17 protein-coding genes are annotated in these 21814 nt (G+C 38.9%); 15 read left to right on the top strand and 2 right to left on the bottom strand.

Translation table 11 applies throughout. From position 1 onward, the window contains the following. Positions 1-6 precede the first annotated feature (6 nt). Together recO and pdxJ are read left to right on the top strand one after the other, a co-directional pair. Complete coding sequence (gene recO / locus GQR45_RS16225; protein ID WP_165726496.1) at positions 7-699, top strand: DNA repair protein RecO; 693 nt, start codon at positions 7-9, stop codon at positions 697-699. Positions 700-721: 22 nt separating this feature from the next. Further along, entirely contained in the window at positions 722-1453 is a 732-nt protein-coding gene (gene pdxJ, locus GQR45_RS16220; RefSeq protein WP_007581734.1) for a pyridoxine 5'-phosphate synthase, read from the top strand. Between the two features lie 82 nt (positions 1454-1535). Here the strand turns inward: pdxJ and barA are convergent, their stop codons facing one another. Next, positions 1536-4310, bottom strand: a complete 2775-nt coding sequence (gene barA, locus GQR45_RS16215) for a two-component sensor histidine kinase BarA (RefSeq protein ID WP_165726495.1) — start codon at positions 4308-4310, stop codon at positions 1536-1538. Between the two features lie 109 nt (positions 4311-4419). On the opposite strand from barA, the gene rlmD reads away from it, so the two are divergent. The 5 genes from rlmD (at position 4420) to eno (ending at position 11918) form a co-directional block, all read left to right on the top strand. Next, a complete protein-coding gene (rlmD, locus tag GQR45_RS16210) occupies positions 4420-5745 on the top strand; it encodes a 23S rRNA (uracil(1939)-C(5))-methyltransferase RlmD (protein ID WP_165726494.1) in 1326 nt (441 codons plus the stop codon). An 8-nt stretch (positions 5746-5753) separates the two neighbouring features. Further along, entirely contained in the window at positions 5754-7910 is a 2157-nt protein-coding gene (relA, locus tag GQR45_RS16205) for a GTP diphosphokinase (protein WP_010553214.1), read from the top strand. A gap of 2 nt (positions 7911-7912) precedes the next feature. Next, positions 7913-8710, top strand: a complete 798-nt coding sequence (mazG, locus tag GQR45_RS16200; protein WP_165726493.1) for a nucleoside triphosphate pyrophosphohydrolase — start codon at positions 7913-7915, stop codon at positions 8708-8710. 162 nt (positions 8711-8872) lie between these two features. Further along, positions 8873-10507, top strand: coding sequence for a CTP synthase (locus GQR45_RS16195; RefSeq protein WP_010553216.1), 1635 nt, complete (start codon positions 8873-8875; stop codon positions 10505-10507). Between the two features lie 112 nt (positions 10508-10619). After that, positions 10620-11918 (top strand): phosphopyruvate hydratase, encoded by a 1299-nt coding sequence (gene eno / locus GQR45_RS16190; RefSeq protein ID WP_024589994.1) that lies wholly within the window; start codon positions 10620-10622, stop codon positions 11916-11918. 193 nt (positions 11919-12111) lie between these two features. Here the strand turns inward: eno and mutH are convergent, their stop codons facing one another. Further along, positions 12112-12783: a DNA mismatch repair endonuclease MutH gene (gene mutH / locus GQR45_RS16185; RefSeq protein ID WP_165726492.1), complete on the bottom strand. Its 672-nt coding sequence runs from the start codon at positions 12781-12783 to the stop codon at positions 12112-12114. 683 nt (positions 12784-13466) lie between these two features. Here mutH and rppH point away from each other — a divergent pair. The 8 genes from rppH (at position 13467) to GQR45_RS16145 (ending at position 21711) form a co-directional block, all read left to right on the top strand. Further along, positions 13467-13985, top strand: a complete 519-nt coding sequence (rppH, locus tag GQR45_RS16180) for an RNA pyrophosphohydrolase (RefSeq protein ID WP_002958704.1) — start codon at positions 13467-13469, stop codon at positions 13983-13985. Between the two features lie 30 nt (positions 13986-14015). Continuing rightward, positions 14016-16280 carry a phosphoenolpyruvate--protein phosphotransferase gene (gene ptsP / locus GQR45_RS16175; protein WP_007583118.1) on the top strand — a complete coding sequence of 755 codons (2265 nt, stop codon included), beginning with the start codon at positions 14016-14018 and terminating at the stop codon, positions 16278-16280. A gap of 90 nt (positions 16281-16370) precedes the next feature. Continuing rightward, positions 16371-17180, top strand: a complete 810-nt coding sequence (locus GQR45_RS16170; RefSeq protein WP_165726491.1) for a sulfite exporter TauE/SafE family protein — start codon at positions 16371-16373, stop codon at positions 17178-17180. Positions 17181-17193: 13 nt separating this feature from the next. Next, on the top strand, positions 17194-17997 hold the full coding sequence (gene lgt, locus GQR45_RS16165; RefSeq protein ID WP_165726490.1) for a prolipoprotein diacylglyceryl transferase: 804 nt from the start codon (positions 17194-17196) through the stop codon (positions 17995-17997). Between the two features lie 10 nt (positions 17998-18007). Next, positions 18008-18859, top strand: coding sequence for a thymidylate synthase (locus GQR45_RS16160; RefSeq protein WP_101217579.1), 852 nt, complete (start codon positions 18008-18010; stop codon positions 18857-18859). A gap of 23 nt (positions 18860-18882) precedes the next feature. Continuing rightward, the gene (gene galU / locus GQR45_RS16155; RefSeq protein ID WP_007583126.1) at positions 18883-19761 is read left to right on the top strand and encodes a UTP--glucose-1-phosphate uridylyltransferase GalU; all 879 of its coding nucleotides are present in this window, start codon (positions 18883-18885) and stop codon (positions 19759-19761) included. A gap of 341 nt (positions 19762-20102) precedes the next feature. Beyond that, a complete protein-coding gene (locus GQR45_RS16150) occupies positions 20103-20786 on the top strand; it encodes an SPOR domain-containing protein (RefSeq protein ID WP_024592961.1) in 684 nt (227 codons plus the stop codon). A 370-nt stretch (positions 20787-21156) separates the two neighbouring features. Next, complete coding sequence (locus GQR45_RS16145) at positions 21157-21711, top strand: SPOR domain-containing protein (protein WP_165726489.1); 555 nt, start codon at positions 21157-21159, stop codon at positions 21709-21711. Positions 21712-21814: the final 103 nt, after the last annotated feature.

Below are 21814 nucleotides of genomic sequence, written 5' to 3'. Positions count from 1 at the left end.
TAGTGAATGGATAGCGACTTCTACACCGCGTATTTATTGCATCGGCGTCCTTATAGTGACTCCCAAGTAATGTTAGATATGCTTGTAGAAGGCGTTGGCCAGTTAAGAATGCTGGCCCGAATTAGTGGTCGCCAGGCCACTAAACATAAAGCACAACTTCAGCCGTTCCAGGCACTCCTTGTTAATTACAGTGGCAAGTACGATTTAAAATATATCAATAAGTTTGAACTGCATGGTAACCCGCACTTTTTAAAAGGTGATGAGCTTTATTGTGGTTTTTATTTGAATGAGCTAACTAATCGCATCGTTCCTGTTAATGAGCCAATTGAACAAGTATTTGAGCTATATAAATCCCACCTAGAAAACCTAAACAGCGGAGCCAATTTACAAGAAGTGCTTCGCTCGTACGAATTTCAATTATTGGAATTACTCGGTTATGGCGTGGATTTTAGTTTTGATGCCAGTGGTGAACCAATAGATGAAAAGCAGACGTATAGTTATTTCCCCGAACTTGGTTTTTTAATACAAGAAGATATGCGTTCTGGATTTAGTGGCAAACAACTCAACGCCATAGCAAATCATGACTTTAGCCAAAGTGATGTGCTATATATGGCAAAGCAATTAAGTCGCTATTTATTAAAACCCTTATTAGGTAGTAAACCATTAAAAAGCCGTGAGCTATTTATGGCCTCTCAATAAACGTAATTTTACAGGTAAGAAAATGAAAGATATTCTTTTGGGTGTAAACGTAGATCATATTGCAACACTTCGTCAAGCGCGTGGAACAAGTTACCCAGATCCAGCCCATGCAGCCAGTGTAGCAGAGCATGCAGGCGCAGACGGTATTACGATTCACTTACGTGAAGACAGACGCCATATTCAAGATCGCGACGTTTATGTGATGGCTAAAACTATCCAAACTCGCATGAATCTTGAAACCGCTGTTACCGATGAAATGATACAAATAGCGCTTGAAGTAAAACCCGAGTACGTGTGTTTAGTACCTGAAAAGCGCGAAGAGTTAACCACCGAGGGCGGCTTAGATGTAGCGGGTAATATAGATAAAATTAAAGCCGCAACAAAAACGCTTACCGACGCGGGTATTAAAGTATCGCTATTTATTGATGCAGATAAAGCACAACTAGATGCAGCCAAAGAATGTGGTGCTCCTTATGTAGAAATACACACAGGCGCGTATGCTGATGCAACAAATGATACTGATTTACACAAAGAGTTAGAGCATATTCGTGAAGGTGTTAAATACGCAGCAAGCTTAGGTTTGATTGTTAACGCTGGCCATGGTCTTCATTACCATAACGTTAAACCCATTGCCGCGATGCCTGAGATTTATGAGCTAAATATTGGCCACGCTATTATTGCTCGTGCAGCGATAGATGGACTCGATAAAGCCGTACGCGATATGAAACGATTAATGATTGAAGCAAGAATGTAATACGATTCTACATAAGTATTTAAAAAGCTTAATTAAAAAAACGCGGTTAATGCCGCGTTTTTTTGTATCTAAAATTCAAAGCTTATCTTTGTAACTCAGTTACGCTTGCATCAGCAAGTAAGTTTTCAAGCTCGTCCTGTAGCTCAAATAATTCAGGTTCAATATTCTCTAACAAGCATTTATTTTTAAGTGATGTTTCAATTGTTTCTGCGAGTGATTTAAGTTTTGGTACACCAGTGTAGCAACATGCGCCATGAAACTTGTGGACAATACTTAAGACTTGCTGACAATCATTACTCTCTATCGCTTTAGCAAGCAATGTAAGAGTTTCAGGGACGCTTAGAAGTAGCATATTAAGCATCTCTAGCGCTAACTCGCTCTTTCCTCCAGCACGCTGCAGGGCTTGTGCCCAATCAATTCGACTACTTTGAAATGGAGCCGGGCTTTGTGGTGTATCTGTTTTAGCTTTATCGCGATTAACCGGGGTCTGTGGACTATGATCGCTAATAATTTGTTTAAGCATATCTTCATCAATAGGCTTAGTTAAATAGCCTTTAAAGCCATCTTTTAGTAGTTGCTCTTTTTCGCTTTGAAGGGCGTGTGCCGTTACAGCTATAATTGGTGTATCTTCATTAAGTGATGACTCTTGTATAAGCTTGCATGCGGTTATACCGTCCATAATTGGCATCTGAATATCCATAAAAATTATGTCGTATTTATGACTTTTACTTAAGCTGTATGCTTGTGAACCATTATGTGCCGTTTCTATTACTTCAATCTGTTCACTTAATAAAGTATGGAGAAGTTTTAAGTTGGCATCGTTATCATCAACAACTAATACTTTTAACTGCAGCAAAGCTTGATCGTTTTGTTCAATATTATGAGTAGGGTGGTCAAGCCTGTAAGGTGCAGCAAGTACTTCACATAACTTACGGTGATTAAGTGGTTTACTTAAACACGCATCAGCACCGCTGCCTATAAAGGCTTCTCGCATATTGTGCGATACAGTATTAAGCATTAAATATAAGTAATCAGTAGATTCACGCACGGCCTTTACATAGCTTTTTAGTTGCTGCATATCATCAACTGATGCCATATGGCCAATTAAGCAAACATCATATTTATGTTCAGTATTTTTTATAGCGTCTAAAAAGCTAGTCTCATTAAAACATGCCGTTACGCTTGATTCCCACTGAGTCAATAACGAAAGTACAGCGTGATGTGTATGCTCGTGTGGCTCTAAATACAAAATACGTTTACCAATGAGCGATTTAGTCGGTAAGTCGTTAGTAAATACATGATTGGGCAAACTAAACACACTATTGAATGTAAAACAGGTACCGTTACCTGGTGCAGAGTTTAATGTTATGCGGCCATTCATCGCTTCAACAATATGCTTAGTAATAATGAGGCCAAGGCCTGTACCACCAAACTTACGTGTAATGCTTGAGTCTGCTTGCCCAAATGGCGTAAATAAAGAGTCTTGCTTATCCACAGGTATACCCACGCCAGTATCTGTTACTGACACAAGTAAAGAGGTGCGTTCGTCGTCGAGTAACCGATGGCTTATGTCGACCTTAATGGAGCCTTTTTCAGTAAATTTAATCGCATTACTTAATAGGTTTATCAGCACTTGTTTAAAGCGAGTGGGATCGCCCGTTAAGTCATCTGGTACTTGTTGGTTAATGTAAATGGATAGCTCTAATTGCTTATCGTGTGCGCTAGGAGCGAGTAGCGTCATCACTTCATTTACAGCATCACGAAGTTGAAACTGAATCGACTCAAGTTCCATTGCACCCGCTTCTAGTTTGGAGAAATCTAGAATGTCGCTAATAATAGTCATTAAACTATTTGCTGATAGCATAATAGTGTCGAGATAATCTTTTTGATGCTTGTTTAGTGGTGTTTTATAAAGCTGGCGTGTAAATCCAATAACACCATTTAACGGAGTACGAAGTTCGTGACTCATTTTAGCTAAAAAGTCTGATTTTACGCGGTTAGCATCTTGAGCTTCTTTTTTTGCAAACGAGAGTTCTATATTTGAAGTTTCGTATTGCTCTAGTGTTTCACGGTAGTCGCTAGTTGCTTGATCAATATTTTTTTGCATTTCATCTTTTTGCATCACCATAGTGTGAGCAATGGTATTTAAGCCTTCTCGCAATAGCTCAAATTCACCTATCATGTTGTCGTTAAGGCCAGTACTTCTTTTACCTTCGACTAACTTGTCGGTTGCAAGTACTAACTTATTAAGCGGCGTCATAAACATGCGGCTTAACCTTAAAGCTAAAATTGCTGCAAACACCAATGATAAAATAATTACAATACCGCTAATTAATAAAGCACGTTGCTGCCCTATAACCGCTTGGTCTTTGTTTAGCTGTATAATAACGGTGCCCAAAGATGACTGAAAAGCAGATGGGTCCCATTTAGAGTCGTGACTTGTATGGTTAATAATGGGCGTGAAGAATGTAACAAGCTCATCTGACTTTTGCACGTGGGTCGTTTTTAAATTTATGAGCGTCTTTTGATTAATTAACTTTTCAAATGAGCGGTGATAATTACTCGTCATTAATAGCGCATTATTTTTATCAAAAATTGCAATCGACTTAATTGTAGGGGAGTGCTTGTTATGTGTGTAGCTTATAAGGCGATTCAATAGCTGTTTGTTTTTTTCGAGCATGGGTTGCTCAAGCGCAATAGCAAGGGGCTCAGAAATAGTAGTACCTTGCTGATATAAAATTTCATCAAGCTCAATGTAACGATTTATTGTAAAATAGCCACCAAGTAGTAATCCTATGATCACCGTTGGGATCAGGGTCAGTGTTAAAACAGAATCGCGTAAGCCTAATTTGGTCATAATGGGAGCGTTTTATCGTTATTAGTATGATTTGAGTATATACGGTTCAACACGCATTCTAAAGCATCTAAATATAGGTGCTTCATAAATAAACTGAAGGTAATACCTAATGGCGCAAATTTTTAAAGCGAAAAAAAAACCGCTTAAGCAACAAACATTAGAATTAAATATAACGGGAATGGATCATCAAGGGCGTGGCATTGCTAAGCATAATAATAAAGTATGCTTTGTAAGCGGTGCATTACCAAATGAAACAGTTAAAGCAATGCTCGTCGAAGATAAAGCTAAATACAGCAGTGCAAAAGTAATTAAAGTTATTAAAGCGAGTGAATCAAGAGTAGACGCTTTTTGTGAGCACTATAATCAGTGTGGTGGCTGCCAATTACAGCATTTAGAAGTAAGCCAACAAGTTGTAGAAAAACAAACTGCAGTTACTCAGCTATTTAGTAAGTTTGCTAAATTAAACAGCTTAAACTGGCAAGCTCCATTATTAAGTAAGTCTGTGCATTACAGGCGCAGCGCTCGCATAGCCGTTATGTTTGATAAAGCAGCAAAAAAAATGCGTGTGGGTTACAGAGCCAGTGGTTTAAAAAATATTGTCAGTATTAATAAATGTACAGTACTTGATGAAGTATTTGCAGATGTTTTTACACTTTTTGGTGGTTTAATTAATCAACACAAAGCGCTGCACAGTATAAGCCATTTACAGTTATGCCAAAGTGATGAGAAAAACTTTGTTGTTATTCGTCACACTAAAGCAATTAACGATGATACAAAGGCTTTGGTTGAGCACATAACAAAAAGCCAACAGTTTGAAGTTGTATGGCAAAGCGAGAGCGATGTAATTGAGCATTCACACTTAGCCATGCCGTTTTATTATCTTAAAGAGTTTGATCTAAAATTTGAATTTGGTTTAGGTAATTTTATTCAGGTAAATGCGCAAGTTAACGAAGCTATGTTAAAGCAAGCCGCAAATTGGCTTGATTTAAAAGGTGATGAAAATTTATTGGATTTATTTTGTGGCATTGGTAATTTCTCATTAGTGTTGGCAAAACAAGCAAAATCTGTAATTGGCGTAGAAGGTGTGACTTCAGCGGTTGCAATGGCTGCTCAAAATGCGCAAACTAACTCTATTACCAATGCGCAGTTTCATTGCTTTGATTTAACGCAAAGCATACAGAGCGCCCCATGGTTTAGTAAAAACTTAGATGTGCTTGTACTCGATCCATCTAGGACTGGTGCAATGGCTGTATTAGAGCAATTATCTTTAAAGCAGTTTAAAACTATTTTATATGTCTCTTGTGACCCTGTTACTTTAGCCCGTGACAGCGCAATTATTTCACAAGCTGGCTTTGATCTTAATAAAATTGGGCTAATGAATATGTTCCCTCATACAGGGCATATTGAAACTATGGCGTTATTTCAACGGAGGTAGAACGCATTATGGTAGCTACACGACAATCACATCAACAAGATGAGACAACAGATTTTAGCACTCGGCTTTCATTTCTTGCCTTGTCTGAAGAAAAAACAGAGCTACTTACTAAAGCGCAAGCGCTCTGCGTAAAATGTGATAATGAAAGCAGGCAAACTACTGCAATCGAAATGGTTGAAATTTTAGCTGAGCTAAATCTCGACCCCGAATCGTTAGCTACTGCGTATTTAACCCCGTATTTTTTAAACGATTTAATATCACTAGAAACCATAGAAGAGCAGCTTGGTAGTAATATAGCCATGCTGTTAACTGGGGTTGCACAAATGGCCACTATTAGTACTTTATCGCATCAAGGTAAAGGAACTATGCAAGTTGATAATATTCGAAAAATGTTATTAACCATGGTTGAAGATGTGCGCGCCGTGGTCATTAAGCTTGCCGAGCAGGTATGTCATTTACGTAATGTAAAAAATGCGGATGAAGAAGACCGCGTCATTGCCGCTAAAGAAACGGCTGATATTTTTGCACCATTGGCAAACAGATTAGGAATAGGGCAATTAAAGTGGGAACTGGAAGATTTATCGTTTAGATATTTGCACCCAGGCACCTATAAAAGCATAGCCAAACAACTTGACGACAAACGTCTTACGCGCGAAGCCTATATGGAAGATATGGTTGAGCAAGTAAAAAACCGTTTAAGTGAAGCGGGCATAGAGGCCCAAGTTTATGGCCGCCCCAAGCACATTTACAGCATTTATAAAAAAATGCAGCAAAAAAACTACGAGTTTGATCAGCTTTTTGATATTCGTGCAATGCGTATCGTTGTTGAACGCCTACAAGATTGTTATGGAGCGCTGGGTATTGTGCACACCAATTGGCGTCATCTTAATAAAGAGTTTGACGACTATGTAGCAACCCCAAAACAAAACGGCTATCAGTCAATCCATACCGTAGTATTTGGGCCTGAAGGTAAAACAGTAGAAATACAAATTCGTACCAGCGATATGCATCAAGATGCTGAGTTGGGTGTGGCTGCACACTGGATGTACAAAGAAGGTGCATTACCGGGACGCGGCTCGGGTTATGAGCAAAAAATTAGCTGGTTGCGTAAGTTACTTCAATGGCAAGAAGAAGTGGTTGATGGTGGCGATTTAGCAGAAGAGCTTAAAAACCAAGTAGTAGAAGACCGCGTATACATATTTACCCCAAGCGGCGATATTATCGATTTACCACTTGGCGCTACACCACTTGATTTTGCTTACTACATTCACTCAAATGTAGGGCATCGTTGTATTGGCGCAAAAATTTTCGGCAAAATAGTGCCGTTCACGCATCAACTTACAACTGGGGATCAGGTAGAAATACTGACCCAAAAACAACCAAATCCAAGTCGTGATTGGTTAAACCCGTCATTAGGATACATTAAGTCATCGCGCGCTAGAGCCAAAATTCATCACTGGTTTAAACAGCTCGACCGCGACAAAAACTTAAGTGCGGGGAAAGAAATTCTCGACAGTGAATTACAAAAGCTTAATTTAACATACAAAGATTTAGAGCCAGCCATCAAGCGTTTTAATTTTAAAGAACTTGATGACTTAATGGTTGCAATTGGTGCGGGCGATGTACGCCTCAATCAAATGCTTAACTTTGTAAGTGATCGGACAGAAGATGAACCGGTTATTCGTATTAAAGCGCCTAGCAAAGTAACCGGTGACAAAAACGGCATAGTGGTTGATGGCGTTGGTAGCTTAATGAGCCATGTAGCAAAATGCTGTCGTCCTGTCCCTGGCGATGAAATAATAGGTTATATAACGCAAGGTCGAGGGATAGGTGTTCATAAGGAAGACTGTGATTCGTTTAATAACTTAAAAAATCAGCATCCAGAGCGTGTTATTTCGGTAAGTTGGTCTGATGATATCAACGGCTCGTACGCACTAAGTATTAAAATAGAAGCAACCGATCGTTCAGGGCTAATACGCGATATAAGCTCAGTACTTGCTAACGAAAAAGTAAATGTTTTAAATATGAACGTAAATACGGTTGAAGATAATCAGTTAGCTATATTTACGATGCAAATAGAAGTACATGACTTATCGGGTACTAACCGTGTTCTTTCTAAGTTACACCAAATTGAAGGTGTACACGATGCCAAGCGTGGTCATTAATCATGAATGATAATGCAGCGCTTACACAACTTCTTAGCATAATGAAAACACTGCGAGATCCCAAGGGCGGTTGCCCGTGGGATCTCAAACAAGATTTTAAATCTATTGTGCCGCATACACTAGAAGAAGCATACGAAGTTGCCGACTGTATTGAGTCAGGCAACTTAGATGAGCTTAAAGGTGAATTGGGTGATTTGTTATTTCAAATTATTTTTTATGCGCAGCTTGCACAAGAGCAAAATCTATTTGATTTTAATGATCTAGTAGAGCAATTAAACGATAAGCTTACCCGTCGTCACCCGCATGTGTTTGGTGAAAAAAAAGAGCTAACAGACGATCAATTATCGCAACAGTGGCAAGCAATCAAAGCACAAGAACGCAGTGCTAGAGCGCAAACAGAATCACCTTCTTTTTGGCAAGATATTCCTGCCAATATGCCAAGCTTAAGTAAAGCTAAAAAAATTCAACAACGCGTTGGCGCACTTGGTTTCGATTGGCCAACGTATCACGGTGCACTTGATAAAGTGAGCGAAGAAGTGCTTGAAGTAAAAGAAGCGATTGAGCAAGACCCGTTATCTGATCATACAGCGGAAGAGCTCGGCGACTTACTTTTTGCCACTGTTAATGTTGTACGCCATGTTAAACGAGATCCCGAACAACTGCTTCGTAGCGCTAATGATAAGTTTTCAGCGCGTTTTGAAAAGGTAAACGCCTATTTGCATGCGCAAGGTAAAAGCTTAGATACAGCCACCTTTGAAGAGATGGATAGTGCGTGGGATGCGATTAAAAAAGTAAAATAGGCTTAATGTTAAATAGTGCACATTTTTTGTGCGCGTATTAGCTAATTTTAGCTGGATTGATAAGCAGTGTTTTGGTACAATTTCGCCCCGTCTTGATGATATACCCTTAGGCTCTTCTTTGGGTGTTATATTCCTTTTAATTCCTGATATTCTAGGGTTCGCATGAGTACAAAATTTATCTTCGTTACTGGCGGAGTTGTTTCTTCGTTGGGTAAAGGTATTGCCGCAGCTTCACTGGCCGCTATTTTAGAAGCCCGTGGTTTAAATGTTACCATTTTAAAGCTGGATCCTTACATCAACGTTGACCCAGGCACAATGAGCCCAATTCAACACGGTGAAGTTTACGTTACAGAAGACGGCGCAGAAACTGACCTTGATTTAGGTCACTACGAGCGTTTTATTCGTACCAAAATGACTAGTCGTAATAACTTCACACAAGGCCGTGTATATGAAGACGTATTACGTCGTGAGCGCCGTGGTGAATACCTAGGCGCTACTATTCAGGTTATTCCACATATCACTAACGATATTAAGCAACGTGTATACGACGGTGCTGAAGGTTATGATATTGCTATTGTAGAAATTGGCGGCACTGTAGGTGATATAGAATCACAACCGTTTATTGAAGCAATTCGTCAGATGGGAACTGAAATTGGCCGCGAACGCGCGCTATTTATTCACTTAACGTTAGTGCCATTTTTAGGCCCTGCAGGTGAAGTTAAAACAAAACCAACCCAGCACTCTGTTAAAGAGTTACGCTCAGTAGGTATTCAGCCAGATATTCTTATTTGTCGTTCAGACCGTAAACTACCTAATAATGAGCGTGCAAAAATCTCATTATTCACAAACGTAGAAGAAAAAGCGGTTATTTCATTACCTGACGTAGACAGCATTTATAAAATTCCAGCGCTATTAAAAACGCAAGAATTAGATAACTTCGTATGTCGTCGTTTTCACTTAGATCCACCAGAAGCTGATTTAGCTGAGTGGGAACAAGTACTTTATCAAGAGTCTAACCCAACGGGTGAAGTGACAATTGGTATGGTTGGTAAATACACTGAATTACCAGATGCGTACAAATCGGTTAACGAAGCATTAAAGCATGCGGGCCTTAAAAACCGTTTAACAATTAATATTCAATACGTAGATTCACAAGATTTAGAAAACAAAGGTGTTGAATTACTTTCACACTTAGATGCTATTTTAGTACCAGGTGGATTTGGCGGACGTGGTGTTGAGGGTAAAATCTTAGCGGCTAAATACGCACGTGAAAATAAAGTACCATACCTAGGTATTTGTTTAGGTATGCAAGTAGCATTAATTGAATATGCACGTAATGTTGCAGGTTTAACGGATGCAAACTCTACAGAGTTTAATGCAAATTCAGAAGCGCCAGTCGTTGGCTTAATTACTGAATGGCTAGATGCTGAAGGTAATGTTGAAACACGTAGCGAAAAATCTGATTTAGGTGGCACTATGCGTTTAGGCGCACAAAAATGTCATTTAACACCAGGTTCTAAAGTACGCGAAGTATATGGCAGCGACGAAATTGTTGAACGTCATCGTCATCGCTACGAAGTAAATAATAACTTTGTAGAAATACTTGAAAAAGCAGGCTTAAGCTTTACTGGTTTATCAGAAGATAAAAAACTGGTAGAAATTATCGAAAATAAAGATCACCCATGGTTTATTGCCGCGCAGTTCCACCCGGAATTCACGTCAACTCCACGTGATGGTCATCCGTTGTTTGAAGGGTTTGTAGCAGCCGCGCATATCCACCAAAAAGCGAATTCGTAATTTTAAAAGCCGTGCATATTGCACGGCTTTTTTGTTTTAAGGGCTGACTAAGCTATATAAAACGTAGTAAAGTTAGCTGAACTCACCATTTTGGGAATATAGAGGAATCAAGATGTCAGAAATCGTAAAAGTAATCGGTCGCGAAATTATGGACTCGCGTGGTAACCCAACTGTTGAAGCAGACGTACATTTAGCAGATGGCTCTTGGGGTCGTGCAGCAGCACCTTCAGGCGCATCTACTGGTACTCGTGAAGCATTGGAGTTACGCGACGGTGATAAATCACGTTACTTAGGTAAAGGTGTATTAAAAGCAGTTGGTTATATCAATAACGAAATTGCTGATGCTTTAAAAGGCCAAAGTGCATTAGATCAAAGCGCTGTAGATAAAGTGATGCTAGATTTAGACGGTACCGAAAATAAAGAAAAATTAGGTGCAAACGCAATCTTAGCTGTATCACTAGCAACCGCGAAAGCAGCTGCACAGTCTAAAAAAGTTGAGCTTTATGAACATATCGCTGACTTAAACGGCACGCCAGGTGTTTACTCTATGCCACTTCCAATGATGAACATCATCAATGGTGGTGAACATGCAGATAACTCTGTAGATATTCAAGAATTCATGATCCAACCTGTTGGTGCTAAAAACTTCCGCGAAGGCCTACGTATGGGTGCTGAAGTATTCCATAGCCTTGCTAAAGTACTTAAAGCTGATGGTCATTCAACAGCGGTTGGCGATGAAGGTGGTTTTGCACCAAACCTTGCATCTAACGAAGCGGCTCTTGCTGCAATTAAAGTAGCTGTTGCAAACGCAGGTTACGAGCTAGGTAAAGATATTACTTTAGCGATGGATTGTGCTGCATCTGAGTTCTACGACAAAGAAGCAAATATCTACGACCTTAAGGGTGAAGGCAAAAAATTCACTTCTGAAGAATTTAACTTCTTCTTACAAGATCTTACTAATCAGTACCCAATCGTTTCTATTGAAGATGGTCTTGATGAGTCTGATTGGGATGGCTTTGCACATCAAACTAAACTAATGGGTGATAAAATCCAATTAGTAGGTGATGATTTATTTGTAACAAATACTAAGATTTTAAAACGTGGTATCGACAACGGTATTGCTAACTCAATCTTAATTAAGTTTAACCAAATTGGTTCACTAACTGAAACGTTAGCTGCAATCAAAATGGCTAAAGACGCTGGTTTTACTGTTGTTATTTCTCACCGTTCTGGTGAAACTGAAGATTCAACAATTGCTGATTTAGCGGTTGGAACTGCTGCAGGTCAAATTAAAACAGGTTCATTGAGCCGTTCTGACCGTGTTGCAAAGTACAACCAATTGCTACGTATTGAAGAGCAATTAGGTGATAAAGCACCGTACAACGGTCTTAAAGAAGTTAAAGGTCAGTAATTCTATTTTATATAGAATCTAATTTTTAATTTTAGATGATAAAATCCTCGCACAAGCGGGGATTTTTTATGCCTGATACTTTTATTCAAAGAGATGAGAATAAGTTGTAGCGTTAAGCTTGCTGGCGCGCGCACGTAGTGCAAAAAGAGGGTACCCACAAAAATGGCTCAACAATTAATATTTTATAACACAGTTAAAGCTGAAACTGCTGCTTTAAAATATCACCTGTAAAACTGGTTTTTAAGTAAAAGCCACGGGGTAGGGTTTTAATTATTTGCCCATTTGGACCAATAGCATCAGTCACTATTTTACTATGAGCAGCTTTAGGGCGTATTTGCATCGCATCGCCTAAATGGCCTGATATTTCGTCGACTCTACCTAGTGCAATTAGCTCCATTTGCTCTTCCCAGTCGCGTTGTAATAAAGCGTCTTGTTCAAACGTGGGTTGCCACAAAAAGGCGCTGCCGATGGTTCTATCAAACGGGGCAATATCACGTTCGCTTAAAATTGGCAGCCATAAAACATGATTTAGTTTTTTACGTACAGAGCTGGTATGCCAAGTCATTCCTGTAACGTTCATTAAAGGTGTAACCGATACAAACGTAGTTTCAAGTGGCCTACCTTTATAAGAAATAGGGAGTGTTTTTAGCTCAATTCCTAAATCTTCAAAATCCGGAAGTGGTTTTGAGCCCGCAGTAGCGCCTAATACATATTCAATTAACTGACCAGTCCAACCTTTTTCGCGCAGTAAATCATCTGGCGTTTTAAAATTATACTTGTTAGCAAGCTGCCCTAGAGTTAATCCGGCAATATTATTAACGCGTTGCATTAAATCGTTTATTGAGTGTGGTTTTGTAGGTCGCATGTCATGCCAATTTTATTAAAATATGAATATTATAGAGGTTTAACAACTCACTAACTACGTTGAAATTACTTATGCGGAGAAACTGCATATGATAGTTTTTTGTTATTGAGCTACTTTTTATTGCGATTATAAATATCAATGCAACGTAATTAGTATTCTTAATTTCGGTTGTATAAATATCATAGCCATGATAGCAAATAGGCTAAGCCGTGGATATCACTAGAGTTGTGTGTTTTTTGCTCGCTTGTTGTTTGGGTTAATTTTGAACATATTGAAATTAAGCTGCTTTACTTTAAGTTACTGACTCAGTTGGTTTTTTTAATGTTGTACATTCAGTTTTGATTAAGCAATTTAAAAGTTGTAAGGATAAATACAACTATATGAACATGTTTATCCACAGAATCTGTGGAGAAGCCAAGTTTTTAGATCTAATATTGTGGATTTGTTTGCAAAATGAGCGTGTTTTACAAAAGTTATGCACAAACTGTGAGTAACTAGAGGAAAACAAGAACCGCAATAGCCTTGTTAAGTTATTTTCCAAATATTTACCCACTCTCCATAATTTATCAATGTACTAAAAGCTCAAACTTAGCTTACTAATCGGGTTGGGTATAATAGTATTTGCCGTATTGCGGCTAATGTGGAACAATCATTAAAAATCGACTTACAAATGAGGCACTAAGGTGATTGATGCCGAAGGTTTTCGTGCCAATGTCGGAATTGTGATTTGCAATAATCAGGGACAGGTTTTTTGGGCCAGACGTTATGGTCAACACTCTTGGCAATTTCCCCAAGGTGGTGTTGATGATGGCGAAACTGCAGAACAAACCATGTACCGTGAATTACACGAAGAAGTAGGGTTGCGACCAGAAGATGTAGAAATAGTCGCAAGCTCAAAACATTGGTTACGCTATAAATTACCCAAACGATTAATCCGCCGAGACTCTAGTCCGGTGTGTATTGGGCAAAAACAAAAATGGTTTTTACTAAAATTACGCTGTAAAGACGAAGATGTAAATTTACTTAAAACCCATCATCCTGAATTTGATGATTGGCGCTGGGTAAGTTATTGGTATCCTGTAAGACAGGTTGTATCGTTTAAACGGGATGTTTATCGACGTGTAATGAAAGAGTTTGCTCCTTTCGCCATGCCTTTTAATAAGAGAGAACAACATAAAGATCATTGGCGAAGTAAAAGGTAGTTAATTCAGAATAAAATAAAGGAGCAGGACATGCTGGCTACACTGAGATCTATTGCGGAGTCTGTATCGCGACAAGCGAATTTAGACAGCGCATTAGTGTGCTTTGTGCAAATGGTTAAAGATGCCATGAAAACCCAGTGCTGCTCCATTTATTTTGCAGATTACAGCCAGGACAATTTTGTACTTATGGCAACCGAAGGGCTAAACCCCGATGCGGTAGGTAAGTTTAGAATTGGTTTTACCGAAGGTTTAGTTGGCCTAGTAGCGCAACGCGAAGAACCTATTAATATTGCATTTGCTAAATCGCATCCTCGTTTTAAGCTCTCCCCCGAAGTAAACGAAGAAGGCTACAACGCTTTTTTATCTGTACCCGTTGTTCATCAAAAAAAAGTACTGGGCGTTATTGTTGTCCAACAAAAAATGGCACGTGTATTTAGCCAAGACGAAGAGTCTTTTTTAATAACACTTTCTGCTCAACTTGCTTCACAGTTAGCGCATGCTGAAATTAAAGAAATACTACGCCAAGATGAATCATCTCATCAAACGTCTGTTTTAAAAGGTGTATCGAGCGCGCCAGGAATAGGTATAGGACAAGCATTTGTTGTATTACCAAAACTTGATTTTAAATCTATTGAGCTTTTAAAAGACAGTGACGTCACTGAGCAGCGCCGTTTATTTACTCAAGCTGTAGCTGCAACGCGCAAAGAATTTAATACCCTATCGATGACGCTAAGCGATTCTATTCCGCACGAAGCTCTTGCGGTATTTGATGTGTATCAACAACTGCTTGATGCTAAAAGTTTAGGGCATAATGTTGAAATGCAATTACAAGAAGGGTGGTGTGCTAAAAGCGCCCTAAAAATTGTAATAGAGCGTTTAATATCTCAATTTAATGCCATGCAAGACCCTTATATAAAAGAGCGTGCTGTTGACGTTAAAGACATTGGTCTTCGCGTATTACACCACCTTGTAAATACCGAGCACGCTGTTAAAAATTATCCGGCCAACACTATTTTAATTGCTAATACCTTAACACCCGCCATGCTTGCTGAAGTGCCAAAAGGTCATTTAACAGGCGTTGTAAGCGTAAATGGCTCTGCAAATAGCCATGCTTCTATATTAACGCGTGCGATGGGCATTCCTGCTATTTGGGGTATAGAGGATTTACCTCTACTGCAGTTTAATGGCAAACCGATGATTTTAGATGCATTTGCTGGGCGTTTATATATATCGCCTTCACAAATGCTGATGGACGAATACACAGAGTTACAGCATCAAGATAACCTACTTAATAACCGCTTTTTAGCTGAGCAAGACTCAGAATCAATTACGCTTGACGGTGAACATGTTAGCTTATTATTAAACGCAGGCCTTGAGCTTAATACTGAGCAAAGTAGTGCTCATATTTGTGACGGTGTGGGGCTTTATCGAACCGAAGCGTGGTTTATGCAAAAGGGTCAGTTTCCTTCGCAATCAGAGCAAGAAAATTGGTACCGAGAAGTACTAACTAGCTATCATCCTAATCCTGTGGTTATGCGTACATTGGATATTGGGGGCGATAAGGTACTTGATTACTTTAATATTACCGAAGAAAACCCATTTTTAGGTTGGCGTGGTATTCGTATTAGCCTTGATCATCCAGAGTTATTTTTAGATCAACTAAAAGCGATGCTTAAAGCAAATATTGGTTTGGGTAATTTAAAAATAATGCTCCCTATGATCAGTGGCACTGAAGAAGTTGATGAGTCACTTGCGTTATTTGAACAGGCTTATTTTGAGTTAAGTGAAAAATACCCAGAGCAAACCATAGAAAGACCCGACATAGGAATAATGCTGGAAGTACCTTCAAGTGTATTTATGCTTCCAGAGTGGTCAAAAAAAGTCGATTTTTGCTCAGTAGGCAGTAACGATTTAACACAGTATTTATTAGCAGTAGACAGGGCCAATGCACGTGTAGCCGAACTTTTTAACCCTTATCACCCAGGTGTACTAAGAGTACTAAATAAAGTGGCGCACGAATGTGAGCAATATGAACTGCCATTTAGTTTGTGTGGTGAACTAGGCGGCGATCCTGAAGGAGCTATTTTACTTATTGCCATGGGTTACAGACGCCTGAGTATGAATTTATCATCGCTTAATAAAGTGAAGTGGGTACTTAGGCGTTTAAATGTCAGTGACATGGAACAACTACTAAGTGAATGTTTAGCGCAATCCACAGCCAAACAAGTACTACGTTTAACGCGAAGCTTTATGCTAGAGCATAAATTAGGTGATTTGTTTTACACCCCAAAATAAGCTTGTACACCTAATTAATTGCAATACACAGATGCTATTAGTTTTATAATCCTTTAATATATAAACCTTAAAAGGGTATTTGAGATTACTATGTATGACTTAGGTTTGTTAGTCGCAAGCTGCGCCCTACTAGGCTGTATTGTTGGGTTTTTAGCTGGGTTACTAGGCATTGGCGGCGGTTTAATTATCGTTCCAGTACTAACCACTCTGCTACTCTCATTTAATGTAACGTCGGCTGATCATGTATTAGTAATTGCTATTGCAACCTCACTCGCTTCTATTTTATTTACTTCAACGTCTTCAGCGCTGGCTCATCATAAAAATGATAATGTGCCTTGGGCAATCGCCCCGTGGGTTATGTCGGGTGTGGCTTTCGGTGCACTTATTAGTGGCTTTGCAGCAAGTTTAATCCCTGAACAAATATTACGTACAGTGTTTGCTATAAGTGTTGTATTTATTGCAGCAAGAATGGTGCTCTCCGCGCGTAATAAACCGATGTCAGAAAAACCGTTGCCGGCTGGTCCTATTTTAGGGGGCGTTTCTGCAATAATGGGCGGGTTATCAGGTTTAATAGGGATTGGCGGCGGAGCTTTAATAGTACCGATGCTTAATTATTTTTCGGTTGATATAAAAAAAGCAATTGGCTGCGCGGCAGCGTGCGGAATTGTTATTGCATTATTTGGCTCTATTGGTTACATCAGCGCAGGCTGGCATGTTACCGATTTAGAGCATGGTTTTGCCGGGTTTGTTTATTTACCTGCATTATTTGGGATTGTTATTACCTCGTGGTTTGTTGCGCCCATTGGCGCCAAAGCAACTCACTATTTACCTGTTAATACAATTAAGAAAGTTTTCGCGGTGCTGCTTGTAGTTATCGCAATTAAAATGGTTTTTAGCTAAAGGTTTATTTTTTATGGCACTTGAGTTTCCTCAAATTGATCCAATTATTTTTTCTGTTGGACCGCTAAGCGTACGTTGGTATGGCTTAATGTACTTAATAGGTTTTGCATTTGCGATGTGGTTTGCTAATCGTCAAGCGTCAAAGCCAAATTCGGGTTGGACTAAAGACCAAGTAAGCGATTTACTGTTTTACGGCATGTTAGGGGTAATACTAGGTGGGCGTATTGGCTACGTATTGTTTTACCAGTTTAGTTATTTTATAGAAAACCCACTGTATTTATTTAGGATAGATCAGGGCGGTATGTCGTTCCATGGTGGAACACTTGGCGTTATAACCGCCGTCGCAATTTTTTCGTGGACGCGTAAAAAGTCACTGCTTCAAGTAGGCGACTTTGTTGCACCACTGGTTCCTGTAGGGCTTTTAGCAGGGCGTATTGGTAACTTTATAAACGGTGAGTTATGGGGCCGAGTTACCGACGTGCCATGGGCAATGGTATTTCCAACGGGCGGTCCGCTTGCGCGCCACCCATCGCAATTATACGAAGCATTTTTTGAAGGCTTAGTGCTGTTTTTAATCCTGCAATGGTTTATTAAAAAACCACGTCCAGCAGGCAGCGTAGCCGGTGTATTTTTATTAGGTTACGGCGTGTTTAGATTCTGTATTGAATATTTCCGCCAACCCGATGCACAACTCGGTTTATTTGCCGACTTTATTTCAATGGGACAAATACTTTCACTTCCTATGATAGTGGGTGGTTTAGGTTTATTAATTTGGGCATATAAGCAATCACAACACGTTAAAACAGCTAAGGCATAATAAGAAAAGCATGAAACAATATTTAAAATTATGTCAGCGTATTGTTGACGAAGGTCAGTGGGTCGAAAACAAACGTACAGGTACGCGTTGTTTAACCGTTATTAATGCCGATTTAGAATACGATGTGGCTAATAATAAGTTTCCAATGATCACTACGCGCAAAAGTTACTACAAAGCAGCGATTGCTGAGTTACTAGGATATTTACGTGGTTACGACAGCGCTGAGCAGTTTCGTGAGATTGGCTGTAAAACATGGGATGCTAACGCAAATGATAACAATGCATGGCTTAATAATCCTCACCGTAAAGGCGAGGACGACATGGGCCGTGTTTATGGCGTACAAGGCCGTGGTTGGCAACGTCCAGATGGCTCAACGCTTGATCAGCTTTCCAAAGTTATTAATAACTTAAAAAATGGCATTGATGACCGTGGTGAAATAATCACGTTTTATAATCCAGGTGAGTTTGAGCTTGGTTGTTTGCGCCCGTGTATGCATACGCACACTTTTTCGCTACTTGGCGATACGCTATATTTAACGTCATACCAGCGAAGCTGTGATGTACCGCTCGGCCTTAATTTCAATCAAATTCAGTGTTTTGTGTTGCTTGCGTTAGTGGCTCAAATTACCGGCCACAAAGCGGGTAAGGCGTATCATAAAATTGCTAATGCACATATTTACGAAAACCAACTTGAACTGATGCGAGACGTGCAGTTAACGCGTGAGCCATTTGAATCACCTCAGTTAAAAATTAATCCAAAAATTAAATCATTAGAAGACATAGAAACGTGGGTAACACGAGACGACTTTGAAGTAATAGGCTATCAATGCCACGAAGCGATTCAATATCCATTTTCAGTATAATAAAAGATTAAGGAAAACATAAAATGAAAGCAGTGATCCCAGTAGCTGGCCTTGGTACTCGTATGTTACCAGCCACTAAAGCAATTCCTAAAGAAATGCTGCCAGTGGTAGACCGTCCTTTAATTCAATATGTAGTAAACGAAGCCGTTGCTGCAGGAATTAAAGAAATAGTGTTAGTAACGCACTCAAGTAAAAATTCAATCGAAAATCACTTCGATACAAGTTTTGAACTAGAAGCTACTTTAGAAAAGCGTGTTAAGCGGCAACTACTTGCCGAAGTGCAAGCAATCTGCCCTAAAGACGTAACCATTATTCACGTACGCCAAGGTGAAGCAAAAGGCTTAGGCCATGCTATTAGTTGTGCAGCGCCTATTATTGGTAACGAACCGTTTGTAGTTATTTTGCCAGATGTAATTATTGATGATGTAGAGAGCGATCTTAAAAAAGATAACTTAGCAGAAATGATCGCTAATTTTGAGAAAACTAAGCACAGCCAAATTATGGTAGAACCAGTACCAATGGCACAAGTGAACCAGTTTGGTGTGGTTGATTTAGGTGATGTTGACTTAAAGCAAGGTGAAAGCTCGCCAATTCTTAATATGGTAGAAAAGCCGCCAGTAGATGAAGCTCCATCAAACTTAGCTGTAGTGGGTCGATACGTATTAAGCGAAAATATCTGGCCGTTACTTGCAAAAACTCCGCAAGGTGCAGGCGACGAAATTCAATTAACTGACGCAATTGCGATGTTAATGGAACACGAAAAAGTAGATGCATACGCTATAAAAGGCCGTAGCCACGATTGTGGAAGTAAAATTGGTTACTTAAAAGCAACGATTGAGTTTGCACTTCGTCGCGATGAATTTGCCGATGAATTAAAATCATTTATTAAAAAACTGATTTAACAGTTAACGAAAACATGAAAGGCGCCTATATCGGCGCCTTTTTCATGAGTTTTATTAGGATAGAAGTAAGGAAAGGAATAGCTCTAAAATAAAAGTTTTTAAGTCATTACAGACATATTGTTATTTATGTTGTAAAGTTTGTGTTAATTGGCATTGAATTTGTATTAAATAATGCTCTCAAGGAAGGGGTGGAGTATGCAGCATTGTGTTTTACGAAATACTGACAAGCATGCGAAGAGCTAAGTTTTATAGCTCACAGCTTAAATAAAGTTAAACGCTTTCTTGTGAGAATGTTTAACTGAAATGTAGTGTAAAAACACTGCTTTCAGGACAACTAATACATGTTTATATATAAAAAAAATAACATTGGGCTTTTACTTAGCTTGCTAATGCTTTTATTTGGTACAGCATGCAGCGTCTCGCCTGAAATAAAAACCATTGATGAACAACCTCAAAGTAACTCGCCTGACTACGTATCAATTACAGCCCTTGAACTTGCTCAGCTAAAAGATGCCGCAATGCAGTGGCAACAAGCTCGTGAAGGCATAGAGCGAATTTTAAGATTAGAAAAAGAAATAACTTACCTCGTAAATCATATTGATATTATAAACAGCAAAGCTATTGCGCAGTCTAATCAAGGGTATAGCAGCAAGTCTGTACGCTCACCACGAAACACACGTAATGTTAAATCACGCCAACAAGTTAAACAAAATTACAGTAATAAAAAACAAACTGTAAAATTAAATAAACCTAAACATGTATTTGCTTTACAGGTAGCTTCGGTTGACTCAGAGCAAGGTGTGGCTAAAGCATGGCAAGAGCTAAATACTAAAGCAGCGCCGTTGTTTAGAGACAAAATATTGACTAACGTAGAAACCGCCAAAATAAACGACAAAATGTTTTACAGGCTAAAACTTGGCTCTTACCAAAACTTTAAAAATGCAAAAGCAGACTGTGACGTATTCAAGTTATATAAACTCGATTGCATAGTAAGTAACTACACCGATAAGCCAGTAAAGCTGTAGCTCACAGTATGTAATATCAATCTGCAATAATACCTAATCAATTTGAAGGATTAGACCTGACGCTAACTTTGCTAATAATTTTTGATATACGACTGCATGAATGCAGGAGGTAGAGCAATGCAGCAGCAATTAGTGATACCAACTAAATGATGAAATTTTGCCTTATTATCGATATGGCTTTTCTTACTTCAAAATAGACTACTTAATTAAAAAGTTGCTATAAAGTGGCGCAAAATTTGCTTTGATTTATTATCTTGGTTAGTAGAGTGCTTTTGCAATGCGGTATTTTAAGTCTTGTCATTTAATATCAGTTTTATTCTTATCTTTTTATTTATATGGATGTAGCAGCGCAACTGTAAATAACGAGAGCGTGCAGCATTCTTTAATAACTGATAAACAAGTAAAAGAGTATGTTTCGCAGTGGCACTTACAGCAAGAAAGCATTGGTCGTTTAACTGCTATGGAAGATGATTTACAGCTGTTAATTATGGCGTTATCGTCTCGAAGTGAATTAACTGAAAACCCTCCTTTACTCATGCAAAGTAAAACCGATATCACCTATGGTAATCAGCCTTCACAGAATTTGGAACCGACGGCACTAAATAACACTCCCGAAGTAAAAACACCAAACTTACAAAATTCAGAACTCACCTTAACAGATGAAACTAAAATTGGAGCACAGCTTGGTTGGTATTTAAAGCCAGAGCTTGTTAAAGCAAGAGTCGAAAGGCTTAAGCAATTATACCCCAGTGCATTTACTCAATTTAATTTTACTATGTTTGAACGTAAAAATAATAATATGACTTTGTATGGATTACGTGTAGGTCCATTTAAAAACGATGCTCAAGTAAGTGCGTTTTGTTATTTAGCTAATCAGCTTGATCAAGCATGTAATATTGCTGCTTTTGTCGGAAAACCAATATAATTAATAAATTAGGCCTTTTAAACTTATATAGTATTAAAGTATTTGTACTAATAGTCGATACTAACTATAGTTGGGCAAATATTTGATAAAGCCCATTTTCTTA

The sequence above is a fragment of the Pseudoalteromonas sp. SA25 genome (genome assembly GCF_011378705.1).
Taxonomy (GTDB): Bacteria; Pseudomonadota; Gammaproteobacteria; order Enterobacterales; family Alteromonadaceae; genus Pseudoalteromonas; species Pseudoalteromonas arctica.
Note: the sequence above shows the minus strand (reverse complement) of the source record. Positions and strands in the feature narration are given on the sequence as shown.

Coding starts and splice junctions, on each gene's coding strand:
- mazG (WP_165726493.1), top strand. CDS start 7,913: ATGAATGATAATGCAGCGCTTACACAACTTCTTAGCATAATGAAAACA.
- eno (WP_024589994.1), top strand. CDS start 10,620: ATGTCAGAAATCGTAAAAGTAATCGGTCGCGAAATTATGGACTCGCGT.
- GQR45_RS16195 (WP_010553216.1), top strand. CDS start 8,873: ATGAGTACAAAATTTATCTTCGTTACTGGCGGAGTTGTTTCTTCGTTG.
- recO (WP_165726496.1), top strand. CDS start 7: ATGGATAGCGACTTCTACACCGCGTATTTATTGCATCGGCGTCCTTAT.
- pdxJ (WP_007581734.1), top strand. CDS start 722: ATGAAAGATATTCTTTTGGGTGTAAACGTAGATCATATTGCAACACTT.
- relA (WP_010553214.1), top strand. CDS start 5,754: ATGGTAGCTACACGACAATCACATCAACAAGATGAGACAACAGATTTT.
- galU (WP_007583126.1), top strand. CDS start 18,883: ATGAAAGCAGTGATCCCAGTAGCTGGCCTTGGTACTCGTATGTTACCA.
- ptsP (WP_007583118.1), top strand. CDS start 14,016: ATGCTGGCTACACTGAGATCTATTGCGGAGTCTGTATCGCGACAAGCG.
- GQR45_RS16150 (WP_024592961.1), top strand. CDS start 20,103: ATGTTTATATATAAAAAAAATAACATTGGGCTTTTACTTAGCTTGCTA.
- GQR45_RS16160 (WP_101217579.1), top strand. CDS start 18,008: ATGAAACAATATTTAAAATTATGTCAGCGTATTGTTGACGAAGGTCAG.
- mutH (WP_165726492.1), bottom strand. CDS start 12,783: ATGCGACCTACAAAACCACACTCAATAAACGATTTAATGCAACGCGTT.
- lgt (WP_165726490.1), top strand. CDS start 17,194: ATGGCACTTGAGTTTCCTCAAATTGATCCAATTATTTTTTCTGTTGGA.
- rlmD (WP_165726494.1), top strand. CDS start 4,420: ATGGCGCAAATTTTTAAAGCGAAAAAAAAACCGCTTAAGCAACAAACA.
- barA (WP_165726495.1), bottom strand. CDS start 4,310: ATGACCAAATTAGGCTTACGCGATTCTGTTTTAACACTGACCCTGATC.
- GQR45_RS16170 (WP_165726491.1), top strand. CDS start 16,371: ATGTATGACTTAGGTTTGTTAGTCGCAAGCTGCGCCCTACTAGGCTGT.